Below are 24,580 nucleotides of genomic sequence, written 5' to 3'. Positions count from 1 at the left end.
GAATTCATGAACTCCCCCACGGGCGGTCGTTGCTCCATCAGCCCGTCCGAGCGACCGGCTGCCGTCAGTCCGTCGGCATGGTGGATCGGGTTCTGGTCGTGGCCATCACAGCGCGGCCACGACGACGTCGTCGCCCCTCAGCAGCGGCAGCTTCCCGGAACCGCTCCGGCTCAGCCCCCGCTCTTCCGCCGGAACGACCGCTGGCTCGCAGCCGGGCCGTGCGCTCCACGGATCTTCGAGGCCTGGGGGTTGGCAGCGAGGTCGGCGGCATCCGCCTGCGCACCGCGCTTGCGCGCCAAGGCCTCGCGGAACTTGCGCTTGAGGTCGTAGTTGCCGTCGCTGTCGGGCGCGAGTGCGGACGTCTCGGGCTCAGCCGGCTCCGAACCTTCTGGGGATGCAGCTTCTGCGGTCATCGTGACCTCCTGGGTTCGGGCAGTGGGAATCACAGCTTGTCATGCCGGGCGCGGTACGGGGCGCCGGTGTCCGTTCTCAGGCGTACGGGTGCGGTGCGGTCCGTGGAGTCTGTGGGCGTGGGCGCATGGCCTGCTGCTGAAGAACCAGGACGCGCAGTACCGGTGGAACCCCGACCGACCGGACCTGTAGCCGACGCGACGGCTCGGTCTCCCGGGCCTGCGATAAGTTGCCCGTCATGACTGAACTCGGTGTCGTCGCCTGGCCACTTGCCCCCATCAGAACCGAGCGGCTCGTGCTCCGCGAGTCCGAGGCCCGGGACCGTGCCGCGTTCATCGAGCTGCTCGCCTCATCGGAGGTGCATACCTACCTCGGTGGACCACAACCGCGTGATGAGCTCGAGCGCTCGGTGCCCGAGACGCCCGGGCGGCGCCCTGGCCTTTTCGTGATCGAGCTCGACGGAGCGATGATCGGCACTGTCGAGGTCAGCCGGCGCGAAGCGGAGCGTCGTGGCAATGTCCGTGCGGACGCCGGGGAGGCCGAGCTCAGCTACCTGTTCCTGCCGGGCGCATGGGGACGCGGGTACGCCGCCGAGGCGTGCGCAGCGGCACTCGACTGGTTCGCCCACGCACGTCCCGGCGTGCCGGTGGTGCTCTACACCCAGACCGCCAATGCCCGCTCGATGCGACTCGCGGCCAGGCTGGGGTTCACCGAGGTGCAAAGGTTCGTCAAGTGGGACGCCGAACAGTGGATGGGCGAGTGGTCCCCGGTCACACCGCTCGCTTGATGTCGACACGGTCGCCTGGACGTGGCGGACCACTCCACCGCGCTGTTCTCCCAGGCCTCGTGGTGCTGCACGCCCGTGGCCGTGGCGAGTCACCGGTCCGGTGGTCGCGTCCCGGAGCTCGGCCGTCTCCGCCGATGCGTCAACCGGGCCCAGCCAGTGCCAGGGGAAGCGGACCGGCCATCTCGATCGCCTCCGCGCGCGTCAGCAGGAGCGACCCCTCGCAGTTCGAACTCCCCTGCTCGGCGTGACCCTGGCCACCCTCGTCGGTCAGCCGTCCTTGCTCACCGCCGCGTCGAGGAGGGGGCCGAGTTCGCGGGCCACGGTCGTCAGCGGACGTACGTCCCGCTCCGCCCGGGCCATGAGGATCGCTCCCTCCAAGGCGCTGACCATGAGGGTGGCCAGCGCCGCCGCTCGTTCCCCGGGCACGCCCATGCCGGTCAGCGCCCGGGCCACCGGAGCGGTCCAGGTGGCGAACGCGTCCGCGACGGCCGCCCGGGTGGACGTGGTCGACTCCGCCCAGTCCACTGTGGCGGCGGCGACGGGGCAGCCTCCCGCGAAGCCGACGCTCTCGTACTCGTCGGTCCACTGGCGCACCATTTCCGCGAACAGCCCGCCAGGCGTCGGTTCGGGCAGGGCGGCGAGGAAACGAGCGACCCGGTTGCCCGCGTACCGGGCTGCCCACTCGACCGCCTCGTTGACCAGTTGCTCCTTGCCGCCGGGGAAGTAGTGCTGGAGCGAACCGCGCGGCGCGCCGGCGTGTGCGGCGACCTCACGCATGCCGGTGGCGGCGACCCCGTCGCGCCGGATGAGCTGAGCAGCGCTGAAGACATGGTGGCCGTGCTGCACGCCCTGGAGACCCGGACGGACGGCACGCGCAGGGCCTTGCAGGGCAGGCCGTTCGGGTGAACCTCCCCGCGCCGCACGCGGCGAGCCGTGGATGAACCGCCGACGAATTCTGGCTTTCCCTCTGGTCAGGAGCTGGTCAGGAAGGCGCTTCAGGGACCGACGGCCTGCTTACGATCGTCAGCGCCCCGATGAATCCCGTACGACCCTCTGGAGCCCCGGCGTGTCCCCACCCGAACCCGGAGCCGTGGCCGCCGCGCCCCTCCCGGTCCTCCGGCGGCGTGGCGTGCTGTTCGCGGCCGGTGCCCTCGTGGTCTCGGCAGGGGTGACGGTGGCCGTACTGGCCACCGGAGACGCACGAGCGGGCAGGGACGGACAGGCCCTCGCCCCCGACGGTCTGCCCCACACCACCATCCAGGTCGCCACCAGCGGCTGTGGACGCGGCTGGACCCACCCCGTGCCGGGGCCCCAGGTCTTCGACCTGCACAACACCTCCGCCACCCCGGCGGAGGTGTATCTCACCGACGCCGGAACCGGCGCGGTCCACGGCGAGGTCGAGGGGCTCGGCCCCGGCACGACCCGGCCTCTCCGGGCAACTCTCGGCAACGGCTCGTACGCCTTCACCTGCCTGCCCGACGACGCCGACGCCGTGACCGGGCCCACCGTGCGGATCACCGGCGGCGGGAGCGTGAAGAGCGGCCCGGCCGCCGTGCCGGTCACGCAGCAGGAGCTCATCCCGCCCACTCTCGCCTACCAGAAGTGGATCCAGGCCCGCACGGTCGAGCTGGCCCGCGAGACCGATGTGCTGCGCGCGGCCGTCGACCGCGGGGACCTGGCCGCCGCGCGGGCCGCCTGGCTGCCCGCGCATCTCGTGTACGAGCGGATGGGTGCCGCCTACGGCACCTTCGGCGACGCCGACGCGCAGATCGACGGGACCACGGCCGGGCTGGCCGGTGGGGTGCGTGACCGGGACTTCACCGGCTTCCACCGGGTCGAGTACGGGCTGTGGCACGGCGAGTCCGCGAGCGGCCTGCGCGGGCCGGCCGACCGGCTCGACGAAGCCGTGCACGCCTTGCGGGACAGGTGGCCCGACCAGCGGATGGATCCGGCCGACGTCGGCCTGCGGGCCCACGAGATCCTGGAGAACACCGTGCAGTTCGAACTGACCGGCCGCACCGACTACGGCAGCGGCACCAACCTCGCCACGGCCCGCGCCAACCTCGACGGCACCCGGGTCCTGCTCGGCTACCTGCGCCCGCTCCTCAAGACCCGCACCACCGGGCTGACCGGAATCGACGCGTGGACGAACCGCGCCCGGCACACTCTGGACGCCTTCGCCCACGACGGCCGCTGGACCCCGCTCGCCGAACTGTCCCGCGCCCAGCGGGAGAAGGTCGACGCCGACCTGGGCGAACTTGTCGAACGGCTGGCCGATGTCGCCGCCCTCACCGACGTACGGAGGACCGCGTGATCTCCGCGAACCAGGTGGGCCGCCGGGGCTTCCTGGCAGGAGCGGCCGTCGTGGCGGGCACGGGCCTCGTGGCGGCCGGTGCTCCCGAGGGCGCCGCGAGCGACACCCCGAGCGTGCCCTTCCACGGCCGCCACCAGGCCGGCATCCTCACGCCGGCACAGCGCGCCACGGCGTTCGTGTCCTTCGACGCGACGGCCCAAGACCGCACCGAACTGACCGATCTGCTGCGCACGCTCACCGAACGGGCCCGTTTCCTGACCACCGGAGGCTCCCCGGACTCCCCCGGGATCACCGCCCCGCCCGCCGACTCCGGCACCCTCGGCCCGCAGGTCCCCGCCGACCGGCTCACCGTCACCGTCGGCGTCGGTGCCTCGCTCTTCGACGACCGCTACGGCCTCGCCACCCGCAGACCGCACCGGCTCACCACCATGCCGTCCTTCCCCGACGACGACCTCGATGCCGCCTGGTGCCACGGTGACCTCAGCGTGCAGCTGTGCGCAGACAACATCGACACCGTGCTGCACGCCCTGCGCGACCTCGCCCGGCACACCCGCGGCGGTATGCAGGTGCGCTGGCGCATGGACGGCTTCGTCAGCCCCTCCCGGCCCTCCGGGGCCCCGCGCAACCACCTGGGGTTCAAGGACGGCATCGCCAACCCGGACGTGACCGACGGCCGGGCGATGGACCGCCTGGTGTGGGTGGGCGCGGACAGCGGTGAGCCGGACTGGGCGGCGGGCGGCAGCTACCAGGTCGTACGGCTTATCCGGATGCTGGTCGAGTTCTGGGACCGGGTCTCGATCACCGAGCAGGAACGGATGTTCGGCCGCGCCCGGGACACCGGCGCCCCGCTGGACGGCCGCCACGAGAGGGACGCACCGCGGTACGCGCAGGATCCGCAGGGTGAGGTGATCCCGCTGGACAGCCATATCCGGCTCGCCAATCCGCGCACCGGCTCCACCGGCGACCAGCGCATTCTGCGCCGCGGCTACAACTACGACCGGGGTACGGACAGCAACGGCAACCTCGACATGGGTCTGCTCTTCTGCTGTTACCAGCAGGACCTGACCCGGCAGTTCGAGACCGTGCAGAAACGGCTGGCCGGTGAGCCGCTGGTCGACTACGTCATCCCGTTCGGCGGTGGCTACTTCTTCGCCCTGCCCGGGGTGAGGAACACGTCCGACTGGCTGGGTCGCGCTCTGATGGCGTGATGCCGCCCGCCGATACCGGTCAAGAACGGCTCAAAATCCCATGAGATGTTCCTGACCGAACATTCGCCCGCGCGTCATCGCCGCTCCCCTGATCCACCGTCACCATGGCCGAGGGTTCCTGGAGCAACCCCCTCCCCCGTGCTCCCTGGAAAGGCGAGACAGCATGATCGGCTCGACCACAGCAAGAACCGTGGGCGCCCTGCTCGGCGCGGCCGCCCTCGCGGCGACCGGTGCGGTGCCCGCCACGGCGGCCACCGCACACCACGGCCACCCCGCCACTCCGACCACTACGCCGATCAAGCACATGGTGGTGATCTACGACGAGAACATCTCGTTCGACCACTACTTCGCCACCTACCCCAAGGCGGCGAACACCGACGGCACCCGGTTCACCGCGGCCAAGCACACCCCGGAGGCCGACAACCTCCTGAGCGCCGGGCTGCTGAAGAACAACCCGAACCTGTACGCCCCCGAGCGGCTGGCCGGTTCCCAGGCCATGACCTGCGACCAGAACCACTCCTACGGCCCCGAGCAGTACGCGGCCGACGGCGGCAAGGCCGACAAGTACGTCGAGAACACCGAGGTCACCAAGTGCACCGGGCTGTTCGGCGAGCCCGGCCTGGTGGTGGACTACTACGACGGCAACACCGTCACCGCGCTGTGGAACTACGCCCAGCACTACTCCCTCAACGACCGCTCCTTCAGCTCGGTCTACGGCCCCTCCACGCCAGGTGCCCTCAATCTCGTCTCCGGTCAGACGCACGGCGTCATCTCCGTGGACCCGTCCACCGGCACCGAGAACCCGAAGCAGACGAGGACGCCGGACTCGTACGCCGTGGTCTCGCCGGACGCCAAGGGCGTCGGTACGGTCGTCAACGACCCCGACCCGGCCTACGACGACTGCGCGGACAGGGACCACACCAGCACCAGCGCGCTCGCCGCGATGCAGGGCAGGAACATCGGTGACCTGCTCAACTCCAAGGGCGTGAGCTGGGGTTGGTTCCAGGGCGGCTTCCGGCCCAGCACCGCGTGGGACGGCGAGCGGAGCGACTACGCCAAGTGCGACACCGCCCACACCAACGTGGGCGGCGCGGCGGCCGTCGACTACAGCCCGCACCACAACCCGTTCGCCTACTACAAGTCGACGGCCAACCCGCACCACCTCGCCCCCAGGAGCGTCGCCGAGATCGGCCATGACGGGCGCGCCAACCACAACTACGACCTGAGCGACTTCGACGCCGCGCTCGATGCCGGAAACCTGCCCGCGGTCAGCTTCCTGAAGGCCGGCGAGTACCAGGACGGCCACGCCGGCTACTCCGACCCGCTCGACGAGCAGCACTTCCTGGTCAAGGAGATCAACGCCCTCCAGAAGTCCCCGGAGTGGACGTCCACCGCGATCGTGATCGCCTACGACGACTCCGACGGCTGGTACGACCACGTCACCTCCGAGGTGCTCAACGGTTCCCAGGACACGACCGTCGGCTCCAACGGCAAGGCCCTCGACAGCCCCGCCTGCCAGTCCGGTCCCGCCGCCGCGGGCGGTGACGCAAACCGGTGCGGACCCGGCACCCGGCAGCCGCTGCTGGTCATCTCCCCCTACAGCAAGGTCAACAAGGTCGACCACACCGCCACCGAGCAGACGTCGATCACCCAGTTCATCGAGAACAATTGGCGCACCGGCCGCATCGGCGGCGCCTCCTTCGACCAGCGGGCGGGCAGCCTCACCGGCATGTTCGACTTCCGGCACCCCCACAACAAGCAGGTCCTGCTGAACACCGACGGCTCGGTCAAGTCGGTGCAGAGGATTCCGCGCCACTTCCAGGCGTCCTCGGCCACGTCGGACACGACCCCGTACGCGCCGTACGTCGCGGACCTCAAGGCACAGAACGCCGCCGACAGCGGCAGCACCTCCCCGGCCCTGCCGATCACGCTCGCCGCCGGGCTCGCCACCGCCGTCGCCACGACCACGGTGTTCGCCCTTCGCCGCCGCAGGACGCGCGCCGCGACGCGCTGAGCGTCAGCAGGTCCGACCCGGCACAGCGCCTCTTGACGGTCCCTACGACCGGTCGAGGGGCGCTGCCCCTGTGCCGGGTGACCGCCGACGGCGCCCCGGACCCCGACGCCGGGGACCGAGCAGGATGGAGGCGCATTCGCACGACTCGAAGACCGCGATGGGGGAACCGGGAGAGGAGCACTGACACACGAGAGGGAGGCGGGTGCACGAGGCCCGGATCCCTGCACCGGAGGAGAGGCCACGATGGCGCGCGAACAGGACTCCCGGCAGGCCGTCCCGCACACGCCGGGCATGCGCCCCGACCCCGACGGTGTCACCCGCCGCCGGCCGCTGCCGAGGCAGCACGTCGAGGAGACGGTCGAGGTCGCCGTGCCCGTGCGGACCGCGTACAACCAGTGGACGCAGTTCAAGACCTTCCCCCGGTTCTCGCCCGTGGTGCACGGCGTCGAACAGGTCAGGCCCACCGTGACCGCGTGGACCATCGGCTACGGGCCGCTGCGCCGCCGTTTCGCGGTGGAGATCGTGGAGCAGGACCCCGACTCCTACCTGGCCTGGCGTGGCCTGGAGCAGCGCCCCTCGCACCAGGGCGAGGTGGAGTTCAGGCCGACGGAGTCGGGCGGCACGGCCATCACCGTCCGGATGCTGCTCGAGCCACGCGGGGCCGCGAAACGGCTCACCGGCTCTTCCAAGGTCACGCAGGTGACCGCCCGGGTGGTCCGCCGCGAGCTCCAGCACTTCAAGCAGTTCATCGAGGGGCTGGGACAGGAGGGCGGGGCCTGGCGCGGGACCATCCGCAACGGCCGGGTACAGCACGACCACCCGGAACCGCCGAGGAGCCGTGTGGCCCAGTGGCCCGTCGGCTGACCCCCGTACCGGACGCGGCAGGACGGACGCGGCAAGAGAAAGGCGAAGCGATGCAGAACCCGTCCGGCGAGGAGCCGGAGACCACCCTCTCGGTGACACCGCCGAAGAAGTGGGCGGCCGGGGTCCCCGCGGTCGTGCACGCGCTGGAGTACTCCCTGGAGCAGACCTCCCCGCGCAAGACCGGGGTGGACCTGCTGGCCATGAACCAGGTGGGCGGGATCGACTGTCCCGGCTGCGCCTGGGCTGATCCGGTCCCGGGGCAGCGCCATCGCAACGAGTACTGCGAGAACGGCGCCAAGCACATCAACGACGAGGCCACGAAACGCCGGATCCCCGCCGACTTCTTCCGTGAGCACAGCGTCTCCGACCTCGCCTCGCGCTCCGACATGTGGCTCAACCAGCAGGGCCGGCTCACCGAACCCATGATCAAGCGGCCGGGCTCGGACCACTACGAGCCCATCGGCTGGAACGACGCCCTGGGTGTGCTCGCCGGAGAACTCACCTCCCTCGCCACCCCGGACGAGGCCGTCTTCTACACCTCGGGCCGGGCCAGTAACGAGGCCGCCTTCGTCCTGCAGCTCTTCGCCCGTGCCTTCGGCACCAACAACCTGCCCGACTGCAGCAACATGTGCCACGAGTCCAGCGGCTTCGCCCTGAGCGAGACGCTCGGCACCGGCAAGGGCACCGTCAGCCTCGACGACCTCCACCACGCCGACCTGATCTTCCTGGTGGGGCAGAACCCCGGCACCAACCATCCGCGCCAGCTGACGGCCCTGGAGGAGGCCAAACGCAACGGCGCCCGCATCGTGGCGGTCAACCCGCTGCCCGAGGCCGGGCTTCGGCGTTTCAAGAACCCGCAGAAACCACGTGGGGTCATCGGACGGGGCACCCAGATCGCCGACCGCTTCCTGCACATCAAGCCCGGTGGCGACCTCGCCCTCTTCCAGGCCCTCAACCTCCTGTTGCTGGAAGCCGAGGACGCCCGGCCCGGCACCGTCCTGGACCACGACTTCATCGACGCCCACACCGCCGGCTTCGAGGAGTTCGCGCGGCATGCCCGGAGCGTCGACTGGGACGACGTGCGCGCGGCGACCGGGCTGACCCGCGCGGAGATCGAGAAGGTCCACGACGAGGTCCTGCGCAGCGAACGTGTCGTCGTCTGCTGGGCGATGGGCATCACCCAGCACAAGCACGGCGTGCCCACCATCCGGGAGATCGTCAACTTCATGATGCTGCGCGGCAACCTCGGCCGCGCCGGCACCGGCGTCTGCCCTGTGCGCGGACACAGCAACGTCCAGGGCGACCGCACGATGGGCATCTGGGAGCAGATGCCGGACTCCTTCCTCGACGCGCTGCAGAAGGAGTTCGGCTTCGATCCGCCGCGCCCGCACGGACTCGACTCGGTGAACGCGATCAAGGCGATGCGCGAGGGCCGCGTCAAGGTGTTCCTCGCCCTGGCCGGCAACTTCGTACGCGCCGCTCCCGACAGCGAGATCACCGAGGAGGCCATGCGTTCGTGCCGGCTGACCGCCCACATCTCCACCAAGCTGAACCGCTCGCACACCGTCTGCGGTGACACGGCGCTCATCCTGCCGACCCTCGGCCGCACCGAACGCGACGTACAGGCCGACGGCGAGCAGTTCGTCACGGTCGAGAACTCCATGAGCGAGGTGCACACCTCCCAGGGGCGCCTCGAACCGGCGTCCCCCCTGCTGCTGAGCGAGGTCGCGATCCTGTGCCGGCTGGCCCGCCGCGCCCTCGACGGCAAGCCGGACATCCCCTGGGACCGGTTCGAGGGGGACTACGGCACGATCCGTGACCGCATCTCCCGCATCGTGCCGGGATTCCACGACTTCAACGCGCGGGTGACACGACCCGGCGGCTTCCAACTGCCCAACCCCGTCAACGAGGGCGTGTTCAACACCTCGGCCGGCAAAGCGCTGTTCACCCGCAACGAGGGCGTGGTCCCCAAGGCGCCCGAGGGCCATCTGCTGTTGCAGACCCTGCGCTCGCACGACCAGTGGAACACCATCCCCTACACGCTCGACGACCGCTACCGCGGCATCCACGGCAGCCGCCACGTCGTGCTCGTCAACCCGGCCGACCTGCGCGAACTCGGCCTCGCCCAGGGCGACCACGTCGACCTGGTGAGCGTCTGGGCGGACGGCACCGAGCGCCGCGCCGAGAACTTCGAGATCGTCCCGTACCCGGCCGCCCAGGGCTCCGCGGCTGCCTACTACCCCGAGACCAACGTCCTGGTGCCGCTGGACAGCGTCGCCGACATCAGCAACCAGCCCACGTCGAAGGGCATCGTCGTACGCCTCGAGCCCACGCCCGCCCGACCGAACGCAACAGGACCTACGCGTCCGCCGGGCGGGTGAAGGCGTGGGCACGCTCGACCTTGGCCACGTGGAGCGAGAACGAGGCATACCAGTGCTCGCGTCCGTACGCACGGGCCAGGACGTGCTCTGCGTGATCCCGCCATGCGGCGATCGATTCCTCGTCCCTCCAGTACGACACCGTGATCCCCAGGCCGTTCGCACCGCGAGCGGCATCGACACCGAGGAATCCCGGCTGGTCGGCAGCCAGTTTGAACAACCGCTCGTCCATCTCCGCATAGCCGTTGTCGCCGGCCGTCCGCACTGCCGTGAACACCACCGCGTAATAGGGCGGGGCGGGCAGCGACGCGGGCACGGGATCGCTCACGCAGGGCCTCCGAAGGACGACACCAGCAGTATCGCCTCAAACGATCTCGCGCCCCCGCCCGAACCCGCAACCCTGCTGCCCCACGCTCCCAGGGACCGCGATCGGCCGAATGCCGTCTGTCCACGGATCGGTGAAGGCCCATAACGTGTGCGGCCTTCGCATTCTGGGAGGTCTCGTGAACGGTCTCCGTGCGGTCGTCGTCTGTCTTGTGATCGCGTGTGCCGCGGTGGTGTCGCCGGCTGCGGCCGTGCCACAGAACCCTGCCGTGACACCGGGCTGGTCGGCGCTACCGGTGCCCGCGGCGGCCCCGCCCGTGACCGTGTCCGATCTGGCCGCCCGCGGGCCGGCCGAGGCGTGGGCGACCGGGTACGAACAGGCCTCCGACGGATTGCGGCCGATGTTGTACCGGTGGAACGGCACGACGTGGAGCCGGGACACCACCTTCCCCGGTGCCGGTGAGCCGGGCTGGCTCGGCAAGGTGCAGTTCGTCGGCACGGACGTGTGGATCTTCCACAACCGCGCGGGGGAGGGCGAGATCCTGCGCCGGTCGGCGAGTGGGTGGAGTGCCCTCCCGCTGCCGCAAACCCTGTGGACCTACCAGGACTTCACCGCGACGCCGGGAGCCGCGTGGGTGGTCGGTGAGGACGCCACGGGGCTGAAGGTGCTGCACTACGACGGTTCGCGCTGGACCGCACAGACCACCCCGGCCGGCGTGCTGTACCTGATGGGAGTCACCGCGCGTGCCGCCGACGACGCGTGGGCCTGGGCGGACACCAGCACCGGGACCGCCGTCCTGCACTGGGACGGCACGGCATGGCAGGACGCGCAGGTACCGCTGCCGCCGGACAGCAACGTGCACACGCTGCTGCTCGAACCCTCCGGCCGGATCACGATCGGTGGCAGCCAGTACACCGACGGCGTGGCCCGCACCTACCTGATGACCTTCAACGGACGCGTCTGGCGCATTTCCCACCCGCCGCTGGGCGACACCTATACCGAGGGCATGGTGCGCGGCCCGGACGGCGCTCTGTGGCTGCCGGTGCGCAGCGACCGCGCGTTCCAGTCGAAGTACGCGCGGGTGGACGGCCCCCGCACCACCTTCTCCTACGGTCCGGAGCGCACGAACGCGATCGACGTCACACCGCGTGTGCTGACGAGGGCGGGGTCCTCACTGCTGTCCTTCGGCACCGTCGAGATCTACGGCTCGAAACCGAACCTGATGAGCGAGCGTCTGGGAGGCTGAGCATGACAAGAAGACTTCTCGTCGCGGCCCTCGCTGTCGCCATGACCCTCATCGCGGTCATGGGCTCGGCCGCGGCGCAGCCCCTGTCCTGGCAGCACGTTCCGGTTCCGGCACAGGTACGCCCCCAGGCGGCGCTGAACGAGGCTGTCGCCCTCGGCCCGGACCGGGCGTGGGCCGTGGGCGCGGACGCCGTGGGGCGCGAGGCGCCGGGCTTCCCGCTGGTGCTGCGCTGGGACGGAACCGCGTGGCACCGCCAGAGCCTGTGGGGGATCGGCTGGCAGGGAGAGCTGCTGTCCATCGCCGCCACCTCACCGACCATGGTCTGGGCGGTCGGCCGCGATGCGGCGGGCGGCGCCCGTCTGCTCCGCTTCGACGGCATCGCCTGGTCGGAGAGCCGGCCGCCGTCCGGTGTGCTGCTGACCGAAGTCGTCACCGGCGGCGATGAGACCTGGCTGATCGGCTCACGGGACGGTGCCCAGGTGCTGCTGCGCCGGGACGGGAGCGGCTGGCGGGACATGCCCGTGCCGCCGGGCGCGGTGTACGGCCTGCACGTCAAGGCGGCCGACGACGTCTGGGCCGCGGGCGCCACCGACTCCGGTGCGGCCGTGTCCCACTGGGACGGGCAGGCGTGGCAGCAGACGATCGTGGACGGCTTCCCGCGGTCGGCGGTGGGCAGTGTGCTGGCGGTCTCGCCGACCGAGGTATGGGCGGGTGGCACGGCCGGGTTCGTCGGCGGCCCGCCGGGCCGGCCGATTCCACCGCTGCTGCTCCGCTTCGACGGGCAGACGTGGAACCGGGTGAGCGTCCCCACCGATTTCGGCTCGATCAGCTCACTGGCGGCCTCCCCGTCCGGCGGACTGGCCTGGGTGTCGGTGGCCCGCTCGCAGAAGTGGGGCCCGGCCGGCAGCTCTCCGCCGCTTGTCCCGGGGCCGGATTTCCTCTCCTGGAACGGCCAGTCGTTCACCGAGTACAGCGAACCGACGGTGGCGGGAGAGGGAGACTCCCGGACACTGCGACTGACACCGGTACCAGGCACCGACACGGTGTGGTCGGTCGGCCGCGCCGACGGCCCCGAAGGCACCTTCGCGCCGCGTACGTTGCGCTTCGGCTGAGCAGAAATCCATCCCCTTCCCCGGATGGCTCCGCACATGCACGGCTTCCCTCGTTCGAGAGACAAACGGCACACCCACCGAAGAACTCGCCATGACGGGGTAACCGAGTTCGGGTAAGGGCGGTCAGACGCACTGTTGCCGTTTGACAACAAAAGCCGGGAAGCAACACAGCAACCGTGTCGGACGTATGGGGAAGGACCTGTCGAGAGGTGACAAAGACGCTGTCGGCGCGATGGTCGGTTCAGGCGGTCCGGCTGCCGGAATCCGCCGCGTCGTCGTGTATCTGCGTGGCCGCGGCGACGCAGAACGCCTCCAGCCCTTCCAGCAGCGCGACCCGCTTGGCGGCAGGCATGTCCGCCAGCACGGTCTGCAACTCCCTCTCCCTGCGGGCGCGCAGGTCGACGAGGAAGGCGCGGCCCGGACCACTGAGATGCAGCCGCACCTCACGCCTGTTCTCCTCGCTCACGACCCGCTCGACGAACCCGGCCGCCACCAGCCTGTCGCACAGCCGACTGGTGGACGGCGGGGTCGAGGCGAGGGACTCGGCGAGGGTGCGCAGGTTGATGCCGTCGTGGTGTTCGAGGATGTGCAGCACCCGAAGCTGCGACGCGGAGGTGGGCGCGGTCGAGGCCCGGCCCCACACGACCTCCAGCAGCTCGACGGCTGTGGTGGTCACGCGTGCGACCTCATCGCGCTCTGAGCGGCGGCGGAAGGCAGTCACGATCACACTCTCGCAGGCACTGGGCTGCTGTCAGCCTACTAGGCACACGCGCTGACCACACGGGACCGGGATGAGTGGGACCCCGTACGTCGTCCGGCGAAGGACAGGTGTATTTCACATCATGAAGAGATTTCTGGCCGTTGAACGCGCTCTGCGTACAGCGGCCCCCCACGAGTTGCTCGACGCCATCCGCGCCGTACTGATCGAGCAGTACGGCGCGGAGGACGTCGAGCTGTTCATGGCCGACTACGGCCTGAGCGTGCTCCAGCCGGTGTCGGTGCTGCCGCACACGCTGGTGCCGATGTCGGTGCACAACAGCCCGCCCGGCCGGGCCTTCGGCTCCCAGAAGCCGTACCGGGAGGAAGGACGGAACGGGCGGACCCGCCTGCATCTGCCGGTCAGTGTGCGCGGCGACCGGCTCGGCGTGCTGTCGCTCACGCTGTCCGACGGCGACGCCGCGCACCGGTGGGAGTCCGAACTGGCAGACATCGCCGACGTACTGGGGCACGAGGTGGTCGTGGCCGAGCGGGATACCGACGTGTATCTCCAGGCGCGGCGCAAGGACCGGCTGACGCTGGCCGCCGAGATGCAGTGGCAGCTGCTGCCCGGCCGCGCCTGCTCCCGCCCGGAGTACGACCTGGGGGCCCAACTGGAGCCTGCCTACGCCATCTTCGGCGACAACTTCGACTGGTCCGCCACCGCCGACCATCTGATGCTGTACGTCACCAACGGCATGGGCGAGGGCATCGAGGCCTCCCTGCTGACGAACCTGGCCATCAAAGCGCTGCGCAACGCACGGCGTGCCGGGCTCTCCATCGCGGACCAGGCGGCCCTGTCGGACCAGGCCGTCTACGCCCACTACCGGGGACACTGCTATGTGTCCGTTTTGATGTTCGACTTCGATCTGGCCAGCGGCCGGGCGACCGTCGTGGACGCCGGCTCCCCACAGTTGCTGCGTCTGCGCGGCGGGAGCGTGGAACGCGTCGCCTTCGACGCCCAGCTCCCGCTGGGCATGTTCGAGGAGACCGACTACGTGGCGCAGGACTTCCACGTCGAGCCCGGTGACCGGCTCGTCTTCGTCAGCGACGGCGTCCATGCCGTGGCTTCCCCCAAGGGAGAGGCTTACGGAGAGGCAGCGCTCGCCCGGGCCATCCACTCCACGCGACTGCTGCCCGCCGCAGAGGTGCCGCGCGCGATCCTGCGGGAGCTCACCGGCCACCGCGGCGAAGCCATGCCGGACGACGACGCGCTGATCGTGTGTCTGGACTGGCGTGGCAGGCCACAGTTCACGTGACGGACGAACGATCCCATGGCGGCGACCGCATGTTGTTCGCCCCACACGCTCGCGTTAACGTTTGCCATGCGGCAATAATTGCTACATGGCCTGACCGCCCGGCGGGCCCTACGGCCTCGCAGGCAAGGAGACGATGCAGGTGGCGGAGCACGACACGGCCCCGGGGACGGCGAAGGAGCTGGGTGCCTTTCTGGAACACCGTCGTGAACAGATCGCCCAACGCTGGGCGGACGCCGCCCTGTTCCGTACGGTCTTCACCGTCTCCCGGGACGAGGCGGTCGAGGCGTGCAAAGCGGTGGTGGACGCCCTGGCCGACGTGTCCCGCTCCGGACGGCTGGAGGATGTCGAGGCTCCCGGATTCTTCACCGTGAGAGACCAGCTCGGCCGGATGGCCGCGGCCCGGGCCCGGGCCGGGTTCACGCCGACGCAGATCGCCGGCGAGGTCGCGGGCCTGCGCGAGCCCGTGACCGCGCTGCTGCGTGCCGAGTTCCAGGACGACGCCGACGACGCGCGGGTCACCGCCTGCACGCAGGCGGTGACGGTCCTGACCTCCACGCTGCGCCTGGTGATCATGGAGACGACGGTGAGCGCGGGCGAGGAGCTCATCGCCCGGCAGCGCCAGCAGCTCCTGGAGGTGGCCACGCCCGTCATCAAGCTGTGGGACGGCGTCGTCGCCGTACCGCTGATCGGCACCCTGGACAGCGCCCGCAGCCAGGTCGTGATGGAGAGCCTGCTCGAAGCCATCGTGGACCAGCGGGCCGCGTACGCCATCCTCGACATCACCGGCGTCCCCACCGTCGACTCGCTCGTGGCCCAGCACCTGATGAAGACGGTCGCCGCGGCCCGGCTGATGGGCGCGGAGTGCATCGTCTCCGGGATCCGTCCCGCCATCGCGCAGACCATCGTCCAGCTCGGCATCGACCTCGGGTCGATCATCACTCGGGCCGGCCTCGCCGACGCGCTGGCCTACGCGCTCACCCGGCAGGGCATCGTCGTCTCCGCGCGCCCCGTCACGGAGGCGGGCCCGCGGTGACCGGCCTCCCCGCCATGCATCCCGGACCGGGCCCCGTACCGGTACTGGCCCTGGGAGACGTCCTGCTGGTCACCCTGCAGGGAGAACTGCACGACGGGGCCGCCGAACAACTCCAGCACGACATCTCCCGGCGCATAGCGTCCAGTCCGATGCCCGTCGCGGGTGTGGTGATCGACCTTTCCGGCGTGGAGATCATCGACTCCTTCCTCGGCCGTGTCCTGGCCGAGATCGCCGCGAGCGCACGCCTGCTGGCCGCGCGCACCACACTGGCCGGCATGCGTCCGGCGGTGGCCATCACCCTGGTCGAACTGGGTCTCACCCTGCCCGGCCTGAGCACCGCCCTGAACGTCGAGAAGGCGCTGTCCCTGCTGGGCCGGGCGTCCTCGGCGGCTCCGACCGCTCACCTGGAAGAGGGTGCATGATGCATGCCCCCATCACCGCGACCACGCGTCTGCCCATCGGCTCGGACGCCGACCTGGCCTGGGTACGACAACAAGTGCGCCAGAGCGCTGCCGACCTCGGCTTCAATCTGGTCCAGCAGACGAAACTGGTGACCGCCGCCAGCGAACTGGCCCGCAACGCCCTCGTGCACGGCGGCGGCGGGCACATGGAGATGACGGTGCTGGCAGAAGGCACCCACCGCGGACTGCGGCTGTCCTTCGTCGACGCGGGCCCCGGCATCCGGGACGTCGAGCTCGCCATGACCGACGGTTACACCACCGGCGGCGGCCTGGGCATGGGGCTGAGCGGGGCCAAGCGGCTCGTCAAGGAGTTCGCTCTCGACAGCCGTCCCGGCCAGGGCACCACTGTCACCATCACCGACTGGGTCTCCGGCCTGCCCGCGCCCCGCACAGGTGCGCCTTGAGCAGGGTGTGGGACATCCCGGTCCAGGACAGCACCCGCGTCCGGGACGTACGCGTCGCCGCCGAAGCCGCCTGCGCCGGCGCGAGACTGGACGCGCATTCCACGGCGGTCGCGGCGCTGGTGGCCACCGAGTTGGGCACCAACCTCGTCAAGCACGCCGGCGGCGGGCGCGTCCTCATCAATCTGGCCGCCCCCTCCGACACCTGCGCCGAGAACGTGCCCTGCGTGCAGATCACCTCGCTCGATCACGGACCCGGCATCGACAACATCCCGGCAGCGATGCGGGACGGTCACACGACCGCCCGTTCCTCCCTGGGGGCGGGCCTGGGCACCTGCCGACGCATCTCCAGCGAGTTCGACCTGCACAGCCGACCGGGTGGGGGCACCGTCGCGGTGGCACGCATCGCCCCGGCCCGGGCGCCCGGCGGCCCTCAGCCCCGGGAGGTCCGCTCGCGCACGGGCACCCGGGCCGGAGGGATCACCACCTCCCTCGCTCACGCCGAGCTCTCCGGAGACGCCTTCAGCCGGGTGCGCTCCGGTCCGCGCGTCACGCTGATGCTCGTGGACGGGCTGGGCCACGGGCAGAAGGCGGCCGAGGCGTCCACCGCCGCCGTAGAAGAACTGCGCCGGTGCGCCGACCTGCCCCCGGCCGAGATCCTTCGGCAACTGCACACAGCGCTGCGGGCCACGCGAGGCGCGGCCGTCGGCGTCGCACAGCTGGACGAGGACAGCGACCGGCTCTCGTTCGCCGGTGTCGGCAACATCGGCGCCAGGCTGCGCACCGACGGCGCGTGGCGGCCCCTCATCTCCCACCCGGGCATCGTCGGAGCCCACTTCCCCGCCACCGTGCCGCTGGCCGCGACCGACTGGGCGCCGGACAGTCTGCTCGTCCTGCACAGCGACGGACTCCCCAGCCGCTGGGTGCCTCCCGGCGATCCCCAACTCGGCCTGCACGACCCGGCCGTGGTGGCCGCGGTCGTCCTGAGGGACGCCGGCAGCGCCGCCCGCCCCTTGCGCGACGACGCCAGTGTGGCCGTACTGACCCCTGCTCCCCGGACGGACCCGCATGACCGCACCCCCTGACGTCTGGAACATCGCCTCCGTCGCCGACGCCGCCCGGGCCCGCGCCGCCGTCGACCGCATCGCCACGGACGCCGGGGCACCGGCGCTGGAACGAACCCGCTTCCTGACCGCGCTGACGGCGCGGCTGCGCCGCTGCCTCGGCCGGGGCGGAGAGTGGGAACTCCTGCTCCACGTCCGGCAGTCCGCCACCGGGCAGACCGGTCGACTCGAGGCTCGGTTGAGCCCGGTGGGCCAGTCCGGGCCGGGCCCGCTGGACGCAGCGCCCTCACTCACGTGCTCCCTGCCTCACCAGCGCGCCCAGGACGGACTGGGCGTCGCCACCTCGCTGCCGGAGGCCCTCCTGCGCGCCGACGAGAACACCGCGGCGGTGCTGAACCTCCTCGACGAGCAGGAGAGCCTGGTCCGGCTGCACCGGGAGGAACTGCATCAGACCAACCAGGGCGTTCTTGCGCTCCATGCCGACCTGGAGGCCGCGGCACGCGCCCAGCGCGACCTCCTGGAAGCCGAGCGGACCGCGCGCGCCGAGGCGGAACGAGCCCGGCGCCTGCTGACCTTTCTCGGTGACGCCAGCGCCGCCATCACCTCGTCGCTCAGTCATACGGCCATCCTGCGCCGCCTCTCCGACATGCTGGTGCCGGACTACGCGGAGCATCTCGACGTCTGGCTCTTCGACGAGGAGGAGTACGCGGACCACGACGACGAGCACGCACTCCGCGTCCGGGAGCACTCGGCCGCCGCCGTCGCCGCCGCCCGCACGGGCCGTCCCCAGCACGCCGCGGCCCACCCCGGCGGCCTGCCCGGCGTCGAGGACCTCCCGCCCTCCGTCCTGTCCCCCCAGCGGCCGCTGCTGGCCATCCCGCTGGTCGCACAGCGCCTGCTGGGCGTGCTCACCCTGACCGCCCCCGGCCCCCGCTTCGACGAGGACACCTCCGTCATGCTGGTCGAACTCGCCCGCCGCGTGGGCGTCGCCCTGGACCACGCCCACCGTTACCAGCAGTCCCGCAACACCGCCGTGGCCCTGCAGCGTGCCCAGCTCACCGAACTGCCCACCCCGCCCGGCGTGCTGCTCGCCGCGCGCTACCTGCCCGCCACCTGGGGCATGAACATCGGCGGCGACTGGTACGACGCCTTCCTCCAGCCCGACGGCAGCCTGCTGGCCGTCATAGGGGACGTCACCGGCCACGGACTGCACGCCGCAGTCGTCATGGGCCAGTTGCGCACGGCCCTGCGCGCCTACGCCGTCGAGAACGCCACCCCCGGCGAGATCCTCACGCGCCTGCACCGCATGCTCGGCCACCTGCAGCCCGACCTGTACGCCACCGCGCTGATCGCCCGCTTCCGGCCGGGCGAACCGGAAGTGGTCTGGGCGTCGGCCGGCCACCCGCCCGCGGTCGTGCGCGCCGCCGACGGCACCGTACGGGTCCTGGACGCCAAACCCGGCGTGATGCTCGGCATCCCGCTGCACTACGTGTACACGGATCACCGGGCCGACCTGCCCGCCGGTTCCTCCCTGGTCCTGTACACCGACGGCCTGGTCGAACGCCGGGGGCAGGGCATCGACCCCGGTATCGGCCGTCTGAGCCACGCCCTCGCGGCGCTGAACACACCGGAGTTGGAACAGGACCTGAACGCCGCCGCCGACGCGCTGCTCAAACCCCTCCTGCACGACTCCGAACGGGACGACGACGTCTGCCTGCTGCTGTGCCACACCGTGACGCCGTGAAAGCCTCTGAACCACAGCCGAACGGGTAGGCGCACAGCAGAGGTCACTCCCGGTCGCCGGCAACGGCCTGGCCGTCCTGCCACCGGTGACCCACCTGTGCTCCAGCTCGGAGACTTCGCCACGGCACTCGGACACGAGCTCACCGCCGCGGACCGCGACACCGCCGTCCACCCCCCAGGCCCGCCGCCCCCGTCGGCCGCCCCTCGCCGCCGAGATGCGACGGCAGCTCCTGCCCGGCCGGGGCTGCGCCCGCGAGGCGTACGTCCTCGGCGGCCGCCTCGAACCCGTCTGTGCCATCGGCGACAACACCTTGGGCCGGTCCACCGGCGCCGACGGCATGGGACCCGGTCTCACCGACCTCTCCACGCGGAGGAGACGTTCCACGTCGAGCCCGGCGACCGTCTCATCGTGGTCAACACCGGTGTCCACGGCACCCGTTCCGCGACGGGCGGCTTCGGCGAGCGGCTCCTGCGGCAGAGCCTCGACGCCAGGGCGGACCGTCAGCGCTCGGGGTCGTCGCTCGGCGTGCCGGTATCGCCCTGCGCGGTCAGGAAAGCCCGCAGGCCGCCGCCCAGCGCCGCCCGCTCGCCGGGCTCCATGGCCGCGAGGACCACGGCAAGCGCCTGAGATCTGCGCGCGGCGACTTCGTTCAGGATCTGCCGGCCACGCCCCGTGAGAACGAGCTGCACCTCACGTCGCCTGTGCGGATGCAGCAGCCGCTCCAGCAGGCCGGCCGCCTCCAGCCGGTCGCACAACCGACTGGCAGTCGGCGGCCCTATGTCCATGCTCTCCGCCAGAGTGGTGAGATTGAGCCCCGGTTCCGACTCCAGGACCCGAAGGGCTCTCAGTTGGTGCGGCGACAACCTCAGACTCGCCCCCTGAGCGGCCACCGACCACACGTTCGCGAGACCGTCCACGGCATCGGCGATCTCCCATGCGACGGAGAGCGGGTCATCACCCGAGCCACTGAGACGAGTCACACACGCATCGCTTTCAGTCATCGCCTGGCCATGCAGATACCACCCTCATTCAAACGCGGTACCCGATCAGTCGCCGAGCAAGCACATGATCACTCCTCGACCCGACCCGAGCGCCACTCGCGGCGAACACATCAGGCGGCTCGGCCTGGACGCTTCGCGAGATCGTGTGAATCCCAGCGGACGGCAAAAGGCAAAGGCAAGGAGAGAACTCTCCTTGCCACTCTCAAGTTATAGCGCGCAGGGGGGCTTGCGGCAAGACCCGGGTCACCGCGCACAATCGTCGGCCGAGGCCACAACCTGCGGAGATGGGGAAACGACTTGTTCTCGACCGACTCGTCGACGGGGAACGCAACCGGGGACGGTACTGCGATGACCGAGCGGTACGTGCTGGATCTTCAAGAGATTGACGAGAGTCAGATCGGCGTCGTCGGCGGCAAGGGCGCGCACCTGGGCGCCCTGTCCCGGATCGACGGCATCCGCGTACCGGCGGGCTTCTGCGTGACGACGGACGCCTTCCGGCGGGTCGTGGCGCAAACGCCGTCGATCGACGATCAACTCGAACAGCTGTCGCGCGTGAACGCGGACGATCAGGAGGCGATCCGCACACTCAGCGCGGAGATCCGCCGGGCCATCGAAGAGATCGCCGTCCCGGGCGACCTCGCGGCGGCGATCACTCGGGCGCTCGCCCGGTCCGATGAGCAGGCCGCCTACGCCGTGCGATCCAGCGCCACGGCGGAGGACCTGCCGACGGCCTCCTTCGCGGGCCAGCAGGACACGTACCTGAACGTGGTGGGACCGACGGCGATCCTTCGGCACATCAGCCGGTGCTGGGCCTCACTGTTCAGCGAACGGGCCGTGATCTACCGCCGACGCAACGGCATCGACCACCGTACGGTCCACATGGCCGTGGTCGTGCAGCAGATGGTCTTCCCGCAGGCGTCCGGCATCCTGTTCACGGCCGACCCCGTCACGGGCGACCGGACGGTCGCCACCGTGGACGCCGGTTTCGGCCTCGGCGAGGCCCTGGTCTCCGGTCTGGTGAACCCGGACGTCTTCAAGGTGCGGCACGGCGAAGTCGTGGCCGGGACGATCTCCGCCAAACAGCGTGCCGTTCACGCCCTGCCGTCCGGCGGCACACAGGAGGTGGAGATCGACTCGCGGCGACAGGAGCAGCCGGCGCTGACGGACGCGCAGGCGGTCCGGCTCGTGCAGCTCGGGAGGCGGATCGAAGCGCACTTCGGCCGCCCGCAGGACATCGAATGGTGCCTGGTCGACGACGCTTTCCACATCGTGCAGAGCAGGCCGATCACCACGCTGTTCCCCGTCCCCGAGAGCGACGACCAGGAGAACCACGTCTATGTCTCCGTCGGTCATCAGCAGATGATGACCGACGCCATGAAGCCCCTGGGCCTCTCCCTGTGGCGGCTGACGGCCATGGTGCCGATGCACGAGGCCGGCGGGAGGCTGTTCGTCGACGTCACCCGGCGCCTGGCATCGCCCGCGAGCCGCACGGGCCTGCTGGACCTCATGGGAAAGGGCGACCCGTTGGTCCGGGACGCGCTGGAGACCGTCCTCGACCGCGAGGATTTCGTCCCGTCGCTTCCGGACGCGCCTCCCGGCAGGCCGTCGGCCGCCTCCCCGCCTGCTCCGATCGCGACCGATCCGGCCGTCGTCACCGGGCTGATCGAGCGCAGCCGGGCGTCCGTCGCCGCCCTCCGGCGCGACGCCCGGGCAAAGACCGGACCGGCGCTGTTCGACTTCCTGCTGGAGGCCTTCGAGGAGCACAAACGAGTCCTCGGTGATCCGCTGAACCTCCAGGTGATCATGGCGGGAATGGAGGCCACATGGTGGCTCAACGAGAAGCTGGAGGAGTGGCTCGGCGAGAAGAACGCGGCTGACACGCTGACCCTGTCCGCCCCCGGCAACGTCACGTCCGAGATGGGACTCGCGCTGCTCGACGTCGCGGACGCGATCCGCCCGCATCCGGAGGTGGTCGGGTTCCTCGAGGGCGTCGAGGACGACGGCTTCCTCGACGAGCTGGTGAAGCTCCCGGGCGGGACCGAAGCGCGCGATGCCATCGAGGACTACCTCGACCGGTACGGCATGCGCTGCGTCGGCGAGATCGACATCACGAGGCCGCGTTGGCGCGAGCGCCCCAGCACCCTTGTTCCCGTGATCCTCGACAACGTCAGGAACTTCGAACAGGGCGCGGCCCAGCGGCGTTTCGAGCAAGGGCGCCGGAGGGCGCAGCAGAAGGAACAGGAGGTGCTGTCACGCCTGCGGACCCTGCCGGACGGGGAACGGAAGGCCGACGAGACCAAGGGCATGATCGAGCGGGTCCGCACCTTCATCGGATACCGGGAGTACCCGAAGTACGGCATCATCAGCCGCTACTTCGTCTACAAGCAGGCCCTGTTGGCGGAGGCCGAGCGCCTCGTTCGGGCGGGCGTGCTGGCCGGGAAGGAGGACGTCTTCTACCTCACCTTCCAGGAGTTCCACGACGTCGTGCGCTCGAAGCAGGTCGACGACCGGCTCGTCCAGCGACGCAAGGACGCGTTCCGCTCGTACCAGGCGCTGACACCTCCCCGGGTCCTCACCTCGGACGGCGAGGCTCTCAACGGGGCGTACCGACGCGACGACGTGCCGGACGGCGCCCTGGTCGGCCTGCCGGTCTCCACCGGGACCATCGAGGGACGGGCCCGCGTCATCCTCGACATCGCGGAGGCCGAGCTCGAAGAGGGCGACATCCTGGTCACGACCTTCACGGATCCCAGCTGGTCGCCGCTGTTCGTGGGCATCGCGGGCCTGGTGACGGAGGTGGGCGGTCTGATGACCCATGGCGCGGTGATCGCCCGCGAGTACGGCTTGCCGGCCGTCGTGGGCGTGGAGCAGGCCACCCGCCGGATCCGGGACGGACAGCGGATCCGCGTGCACGGAACCGACGGGTACGTCGAGATCCTGCCTTGACGGATCCACCGAGAGGCCGGTCCGTGGCTGCGGTGGCGGGCCGGCGGCTCACGGGGGGGGCGACTCGCCTCCGTGAGCATGGTAATCAGGTGGCGCCCCCGGTGCCGGTCACCCGCTGTGAGGGTGCTGCCGGCGTTCTCTCGTCGTGCCCGCGCCCTGCCCGCGAGTCGGCCGGCCGGCCCGTGTTGATCGACCAACCCGCCGGTGCCGTCCGACATGGCCGTCTGCCGTGGGTCAGTCCACTGGGGTGGCGACCGCGTCCGGGTGATCGGTGAGGTAGTCCTGGAGCACCGACAGGAAGCTCGGGTCGGGGCCGAGGCCCAGTGCGGCGGCGCGTCGGTGGTCGAAGACGGCCGGCCATGAGCCGACGATCGCTTCGACCGCCGGGTCGGGGGCGACGGTGACACGGTCGGCGACGGTGTCACCGGCCACCCGTCGCAGGGTCGCGAGCATGTCGGCGACCGAGACGGTCAGGGCGGGCAGGTTGACCGGCAGCGGCCCGTCCAAGTGCCCCGGTCCGCTGCCGCGTTCCGCCTCGGCGACGCGGAGGATTCCTGCCACGGTGCGCCGAGGGGAGGACAGTGCCACCTTCAGGCCGGGATCGACCGGGCAGACGGCGGGCAGACCTGCGAGGGGCTCGCGGACGATGCCGGACAGGAAGCCGGAGGCGGCCGCGTTGGGCCTGCCCGGACGTACCGCCACCGTCATCAGCCGCACGACCCGCCCGTCGATGAAGCCGCGGCGGGTGCAGTCCGCGATCAGATGTTCACACATCAACTTCTGTGTACCGTAACTCGACCGCGGTACCGGCACCGTCGTCTCGCTGACCGCCGGTGGCAGCGGCAGGGCCGGGTGGGAGCCGTAGACGGCGATACTGCTGGCGAACAGCATCCGTACCACCGGCCCGCCCGACCGGGACTGCGCCCGCGCCGCCTCCAGCAGCGCACGCGTGGCGTCCACATTGGCGCGCATCCCGAGATCGAAGTCGGCCTCGCACTCGGCCGATACCGCGGCGGCGAGATGGAACAGCACGTCCACCGGCTCGGCGAAGATCGTGTCCAGGTGCTCAAGCAGTTCCCCGTTCACCACCTGCACCGGAGTGTGGCCACCTTGCGAGTCGTCGGGCCAGGCCACGCGGTCGATCAGCACCAGACGACTGATCGGCTCACCGTCGAAGGCCCCCGCCCGCAACAACGCGCCGACCAGCAGTCGTCCGAGGAACCCGGACGCACCCGTCACGACGATTCTCACCCGTA

At 70.8% G+C, this 24,580-nt stretch carries 21 protein-coding genes; 15 read left to right on the top strand and 6 right to left on the bottom strand.

Translation table 11 applies throughout. From position 1 onward, the window contains the following. Window positions 1-170 precede the first annotated feature (170 nt). Window positions 171-413, bottom strand: coding sequence for a DUF5302 domain-containing protein (locus tag OG841_RS44280; protein ID WP_059209864.1), 243 nt, complete (start codon window positions 411-413; stop codon window positions 171-173). A 236-nt stretch (window positions 414-649) separates the two neighbouring features. On the opposite strand from OG841_RS44280, the gene OG841_RS44275 reads away from it, so the two are divergent. Next, a complete protein-coding gene (locus OG841_RS44275) occupies window positions 650-1,198 on the top strand; it encodes a GNAT family N-acetyltransferase (RefSeq protein WP_328636192.1) in 549 nt (182 codons plus the stop codon). 267 nt (window positions 1,199-1,465) lie between these two features. Here OG841_RS44275 and OG841_RS44270 read toward each other — a convergent pair whose 3' ends face one another. Beyond that, window positions 1,466-2,044, bottom strand: a complete 579-nt coding sequence (locus tag OG841_RS44270; protein WP_365120443.1) for a TetR/AcrR family transcriptional regulator — start codon at window positions 2,042-2,044, stop codon at window positions 1,466-1,468. A gap of 220 nt (window positions 2,045-2,264) precedes the next feature. Here OG841_RS44270 and OG841_RS44265 point away from each other — a divergent pair, with 220 nt between their 5' ends. The 5 genes from OG841_RS44265 to OG841_RS44245 all read left to right on the top strand — a co-directional run bounded on the left by OG841_RS44265 (window position 2,265) and on the right by OG841_RS44245 (window position 9,979). Further along, window positions 2,265-3,512, top strand: coding sequence for an EfeM/EfeO family lipoprotein (locus OG841_RS44265; protein WP_328636194.1), 1,248 nt, complete (start codon window positions 2,265-2,267; stop codon window positions 3,510-3,512). Beyond that, entirely contained in the window at window positions 3,509-4,720 is a 1,212-nt protein-coding gene (gene efeB, locus OG841_RS44260; RefSeq protein ID WP_328636195.1) for an iron uptake transporter deferrochelatase/peroxidase subunit, read from the top strand. The genes OG841_RS44265 and efeB overlap by 4 nt, the downstream gene beginning before the upstream one ends. A 163-nt stretch (window positions 4,721-4,883) precedes the next feature. After that, window positions 4,884-6,734: a phospholipase C gene (locus OG841_RS44255; protein ID WP_365120441.1), complete on the top strand. Its 1,851-nt coding sequence runs from the start codon at window positions 4,884-4,886 to the stop codon at window positions 6,732-6,734. Between the two features lie 243 nt (window positions 6,735-6,977). Next, window positions 6,978-7,598 carry an SRPBCC family protein gene (locus OG841_RS44250; protein WP_328636197.1) on the top strand — a complete coding sequence of 207 codons (621 nt, stop codon included), beginning with the start codon at window positions 6,978-6,980 and terminating at the stop codon, window positions 7,596-7,598. 50 nt (window positions 7,599-7,648) lie between these two features. Next, window positions 7,649-9,979: an FdhF/YdeP family oxidoreductase gene (locus tag OG841_RS44245; protein WP_328636198.1), complete on the top strand. Its 2,331-nt coding sequence runs from the start codon at window positions 7,649-7,651 to the stop codon at window positions 9,977-9,979. On the opposite strand, the gene OG841_RS44240 is transcribed toward OG841_RS44245, so the two are convergent. Continuing rightward, complete coding sequence (locus tag OG841_RS44240; protein ID WP_328636199.1) at window positions 9,957-10,304, bottom strand: antibiotic biosynthesis monooxygenase family protein; 348 nt, start codon at window positions 10,302-10,304, stop codon at window positions 9,957-9,959. The two genes, OG841_RS44245 and OG841_RS44240, sit on opposite strands and share 23 nt — an antisense overlap. Before the next feature lie 175 nt (window positions 10,305-10,479). Between OG841_RS44240 and OG841_RS44235 the strand changes: the two genes are divergently transcribed. Next, window positions 10,480-11,547 carry a hypothetical protein gene (locus OG841_RS44235; protein ID WP_328636200.1) on the top strand — a complete coding sequence of 356 codons (1,068 nt, stop codon included), beginning with the start codon at window positions 10,480-10,482 and terminating at the stop codon, window positions 11,545-11,547. A 2-nt stretch (window positions 11,548-11,549) separates the two neighbouring features. After that, window positions 11,550-12,659 carry a hypothetical protein gene (locus OG841_RS44230; protein WP_328636201.1) on the top strand — a complete coding sequence of 370 codons (1,110 nt, stop codon included), beginning with the start codon at window positions 11,550-11,552 and terminating at the stop codon, window positions 12,657-12,659. A gap of 241 nt (window positions 12,660-12,900) precedes the next feature. Here the strand turns inward: OG841_RS44230 and OG841_RS44225 are convergent, their stop codons facing one another. Continuing rightward, a complete protein-coding gene (locus OG841_RS44225; RefSeq protein WP_328636202.1) occupies window positions 12,901-13,335 on the bottom strand; it encodes a MarR family transcriptional regulator in 435 nt (144 codons plus the stop codon). 166 nt (window positions 13,336-13,501) lie between these two features. On the opposite strand from OG841_RS44225, the gene OG841_RS44220 reads away from it, so the two are divergent. From OG841_RS44220 to OG841_RS44195, 6 genes are all read left to right on the top strand, one after another. After that, window positions 13,502-14,674 carry a PP2C family protein-serine/threonine phosphatase gene (locus tag OG841_RS44220; RefSeq protein WP_371569979.1) on the top strand — a complete coding sequence of 391 codons (1,173 nt, stop codon included), beginning with the start codon at window positions 13,502-13,504 and terminating at the stop codon, window positions 14,672-14,674. 133 nt (window positions 14,675-14,807) lie between these two features. Next, window positions 14,808-15,707, top strand: a complete 900-nt coding sequence (locus OG841_RS44215; RefSeq protein WP_328636204.1) for an STAS domain-containing protein — start codon at window positions 14,808-14,810, stop codon at window positions 15,705-15,707. Further along, complete coding sequence (locus OG841_RS44210; protein WP_371569977.1) at window positions 15,704-16,129, top strand: STAS domain-containing protein; 426 nt, start codon at window positions 15,704-15,706, stop codon at window positions 16,127-16,129. Before OG841_RS44215 ends, OG841_RS44210 begins: the two co-directional genes overlap by 4 nt. Further along, the gene (locus OG841_RS44205; protein ID WP_328643435.1) at window positions 16,129-16,572 is read left to right on the top strand and encodes an ATP-binding protein; all 444 of its coding nucleotides are present in this window, start codon (window positions 16,129-16,131) and stop codon (window positions 16,570-16,572) included. Before OG841_RS44210 ends, OG841_RS44205 begins: the two co-directional genes overlap by 1 nt. Further along, complete coding sequence (locus tag OG841_RS44200; protein WP_328636205.1) at window positions 16,569-17,654, top strand: SpoIIE family protein phosphatase; 1,086 nt, start codon at window positions 16,569-16,571, stop codon at window positions 17,652-17,654. The genes OG841_RS44205 and OG841_RS44200 overlap by 4 nt, the downstream gene beginning before the upstream one ends. Continuing rightward, a complete protein-coding gene (locus tag OG841_RS44195) occupies window positions 17,638-19,377 on the top strand; it encodes a PP2C family protein-serine/threonine phosphatase (protein ID WP_365120436.1) in 1,740 nt (579 codons plus the stop codon). The genes OG841_RS44200 and OG841_RS44195 overlap by 17 nt, the downstream gene beginning before the upstream one ends. Window positions 19,378-19,877: 500 nt before the next feature. Here OG841_RS44195 and OG841_RS44190 read toward each other — a convergent pair whose 3' ends face one another. Then, a complete protein-coding gene (locus OG841_RS44190) occupies window positions 19,878-20,357 on the bottom strand; it encodes a MarR family winged helix-turn-helix transcriptional regulator (RefSeq protein ID WP_328636207.1) in 480 nt (159 codons plus the stop codon). Window positions 20,358-20,726: 369 nt separating this feature from the next. Here OG841_RS44190 and rph point away from each other — a divergent pair, with 369 nt between their 5' ends. Then, window positions 20,727-23,324, top strand: a complete 2,598-nt coding sequence (gene rph / locus OG841_RS44185; protein ID WP_328636208.1) for a rifamycin-inactivating phosphotransferase — start codon at window positions 20,727-20,729, stop codon at window positions 23,322-23,324. A 234-nt stretch (window positions 23,325-23,558) separates the two neighbouring features. On the opposite strand, the gene denD is transcribed toward rph, so the two are convergent. Continuing rightward, on the bottom strand, window positions 23,559-24,575 hold the full coding sequence (gene denD / locus OG841_RS44180; RefSeq protein ID WP_328636209.1) for a D-erythronate dehydrogenase: 1,017 nt from the start codon (window positions 24,573-24,575) through the stop codon (window positions 23,559-23,561). Window positions 24,576-24,580: the final 5 nt, after the last annotated feature.

It is taken from the genome of Streptomyces canus (genome assembly GCF_041435015.1).
GTDB classification, from domain to species: Bacteria; Actinomycetota; Actinomycetes; order Streptomycetales; family Streptomycetaceae; genus Streptomyces; species Streptomyces canus_G.
The sequence above is the reverse complement of the archived record's forward strand: the minus strand, read 5'-3'. Positions and strand labels throughout refer to the sequence as shown.

Coding starts and splice junctions, on each gene's coding strand:
- OG841_RS44245 (WP_328636198.1), top strand. CDS start 7,649: ATGCAGAACCCGTCCGGCGAGGAGCCGGAGACCACCCTCTCGGTGACA.
- OG841_RS44280 (WP_059209864.1), bottom strand. CDS start 413: ATGACCGCAGAAGCTGCATCCCCAGAAGGTTCGGAGCCGGCTGAGCCC.
- rph (WP_328636208.1), top strand. CDS start 20,727: ATGACCGAGCGGTACGTGCTGGATCTTCAAGAGATTGACGAGAGTCAG.
- OG841_RS44230 (WP_328636201.1), top strand. CDS start 11,550: ATGACAAGAAGACTTCTCGTCGCGGCCCTCGCTGTCGCCATGACCCTC.
- OG841_RS44215 (WP_328636204.1), top strand. CDS start 14,808: ATGCAGGTGGCGGAGCACGACACGGCCCCGGGGACGGCGAAGGAGCTG.
- OG841_RS44255 (WP_365120441.1), top strand. CDS start 4,884: ATGATCGGCTCGACCACAGCAAGAACCGTGGGCGCCCTGCTCGGCGCG.
- OG841_RS44220 (WP_371569979.1), top strand. CDS start 13,502: ATGAAGAGATTTCTGGCCGTTGAACGCGCTCTGCGTACAGCGGCCCCC.
- OG841_RS44250 (WP_328636197.1), top strand. CDS start 6,978: ATGGCGCGCGAACAGGACTCCCGGCAGGCCGTCCCGCACACGCCGGGC.
- OG841_RS44275 (WP_328636192.1), top strand. CDS start 650: ATGACTGAACTCGGTGTCGTCGCCTGGCCACTTGCCCCCATCAGAACC.
- OG841_RS44195 (WP_365120436.1), top strand. CDS start 17,638: ATGACCGCACCCCCTGACGTCTGGAACATCGCCTCCGTCGCCGACGCC.
- OG841_RS44205 (WP_328643435.1), top strand. CDS start 16,129: ATGCATGCCCCCATCACCGCGACCACGCGTCTGCCCATCGGCTCGGAC.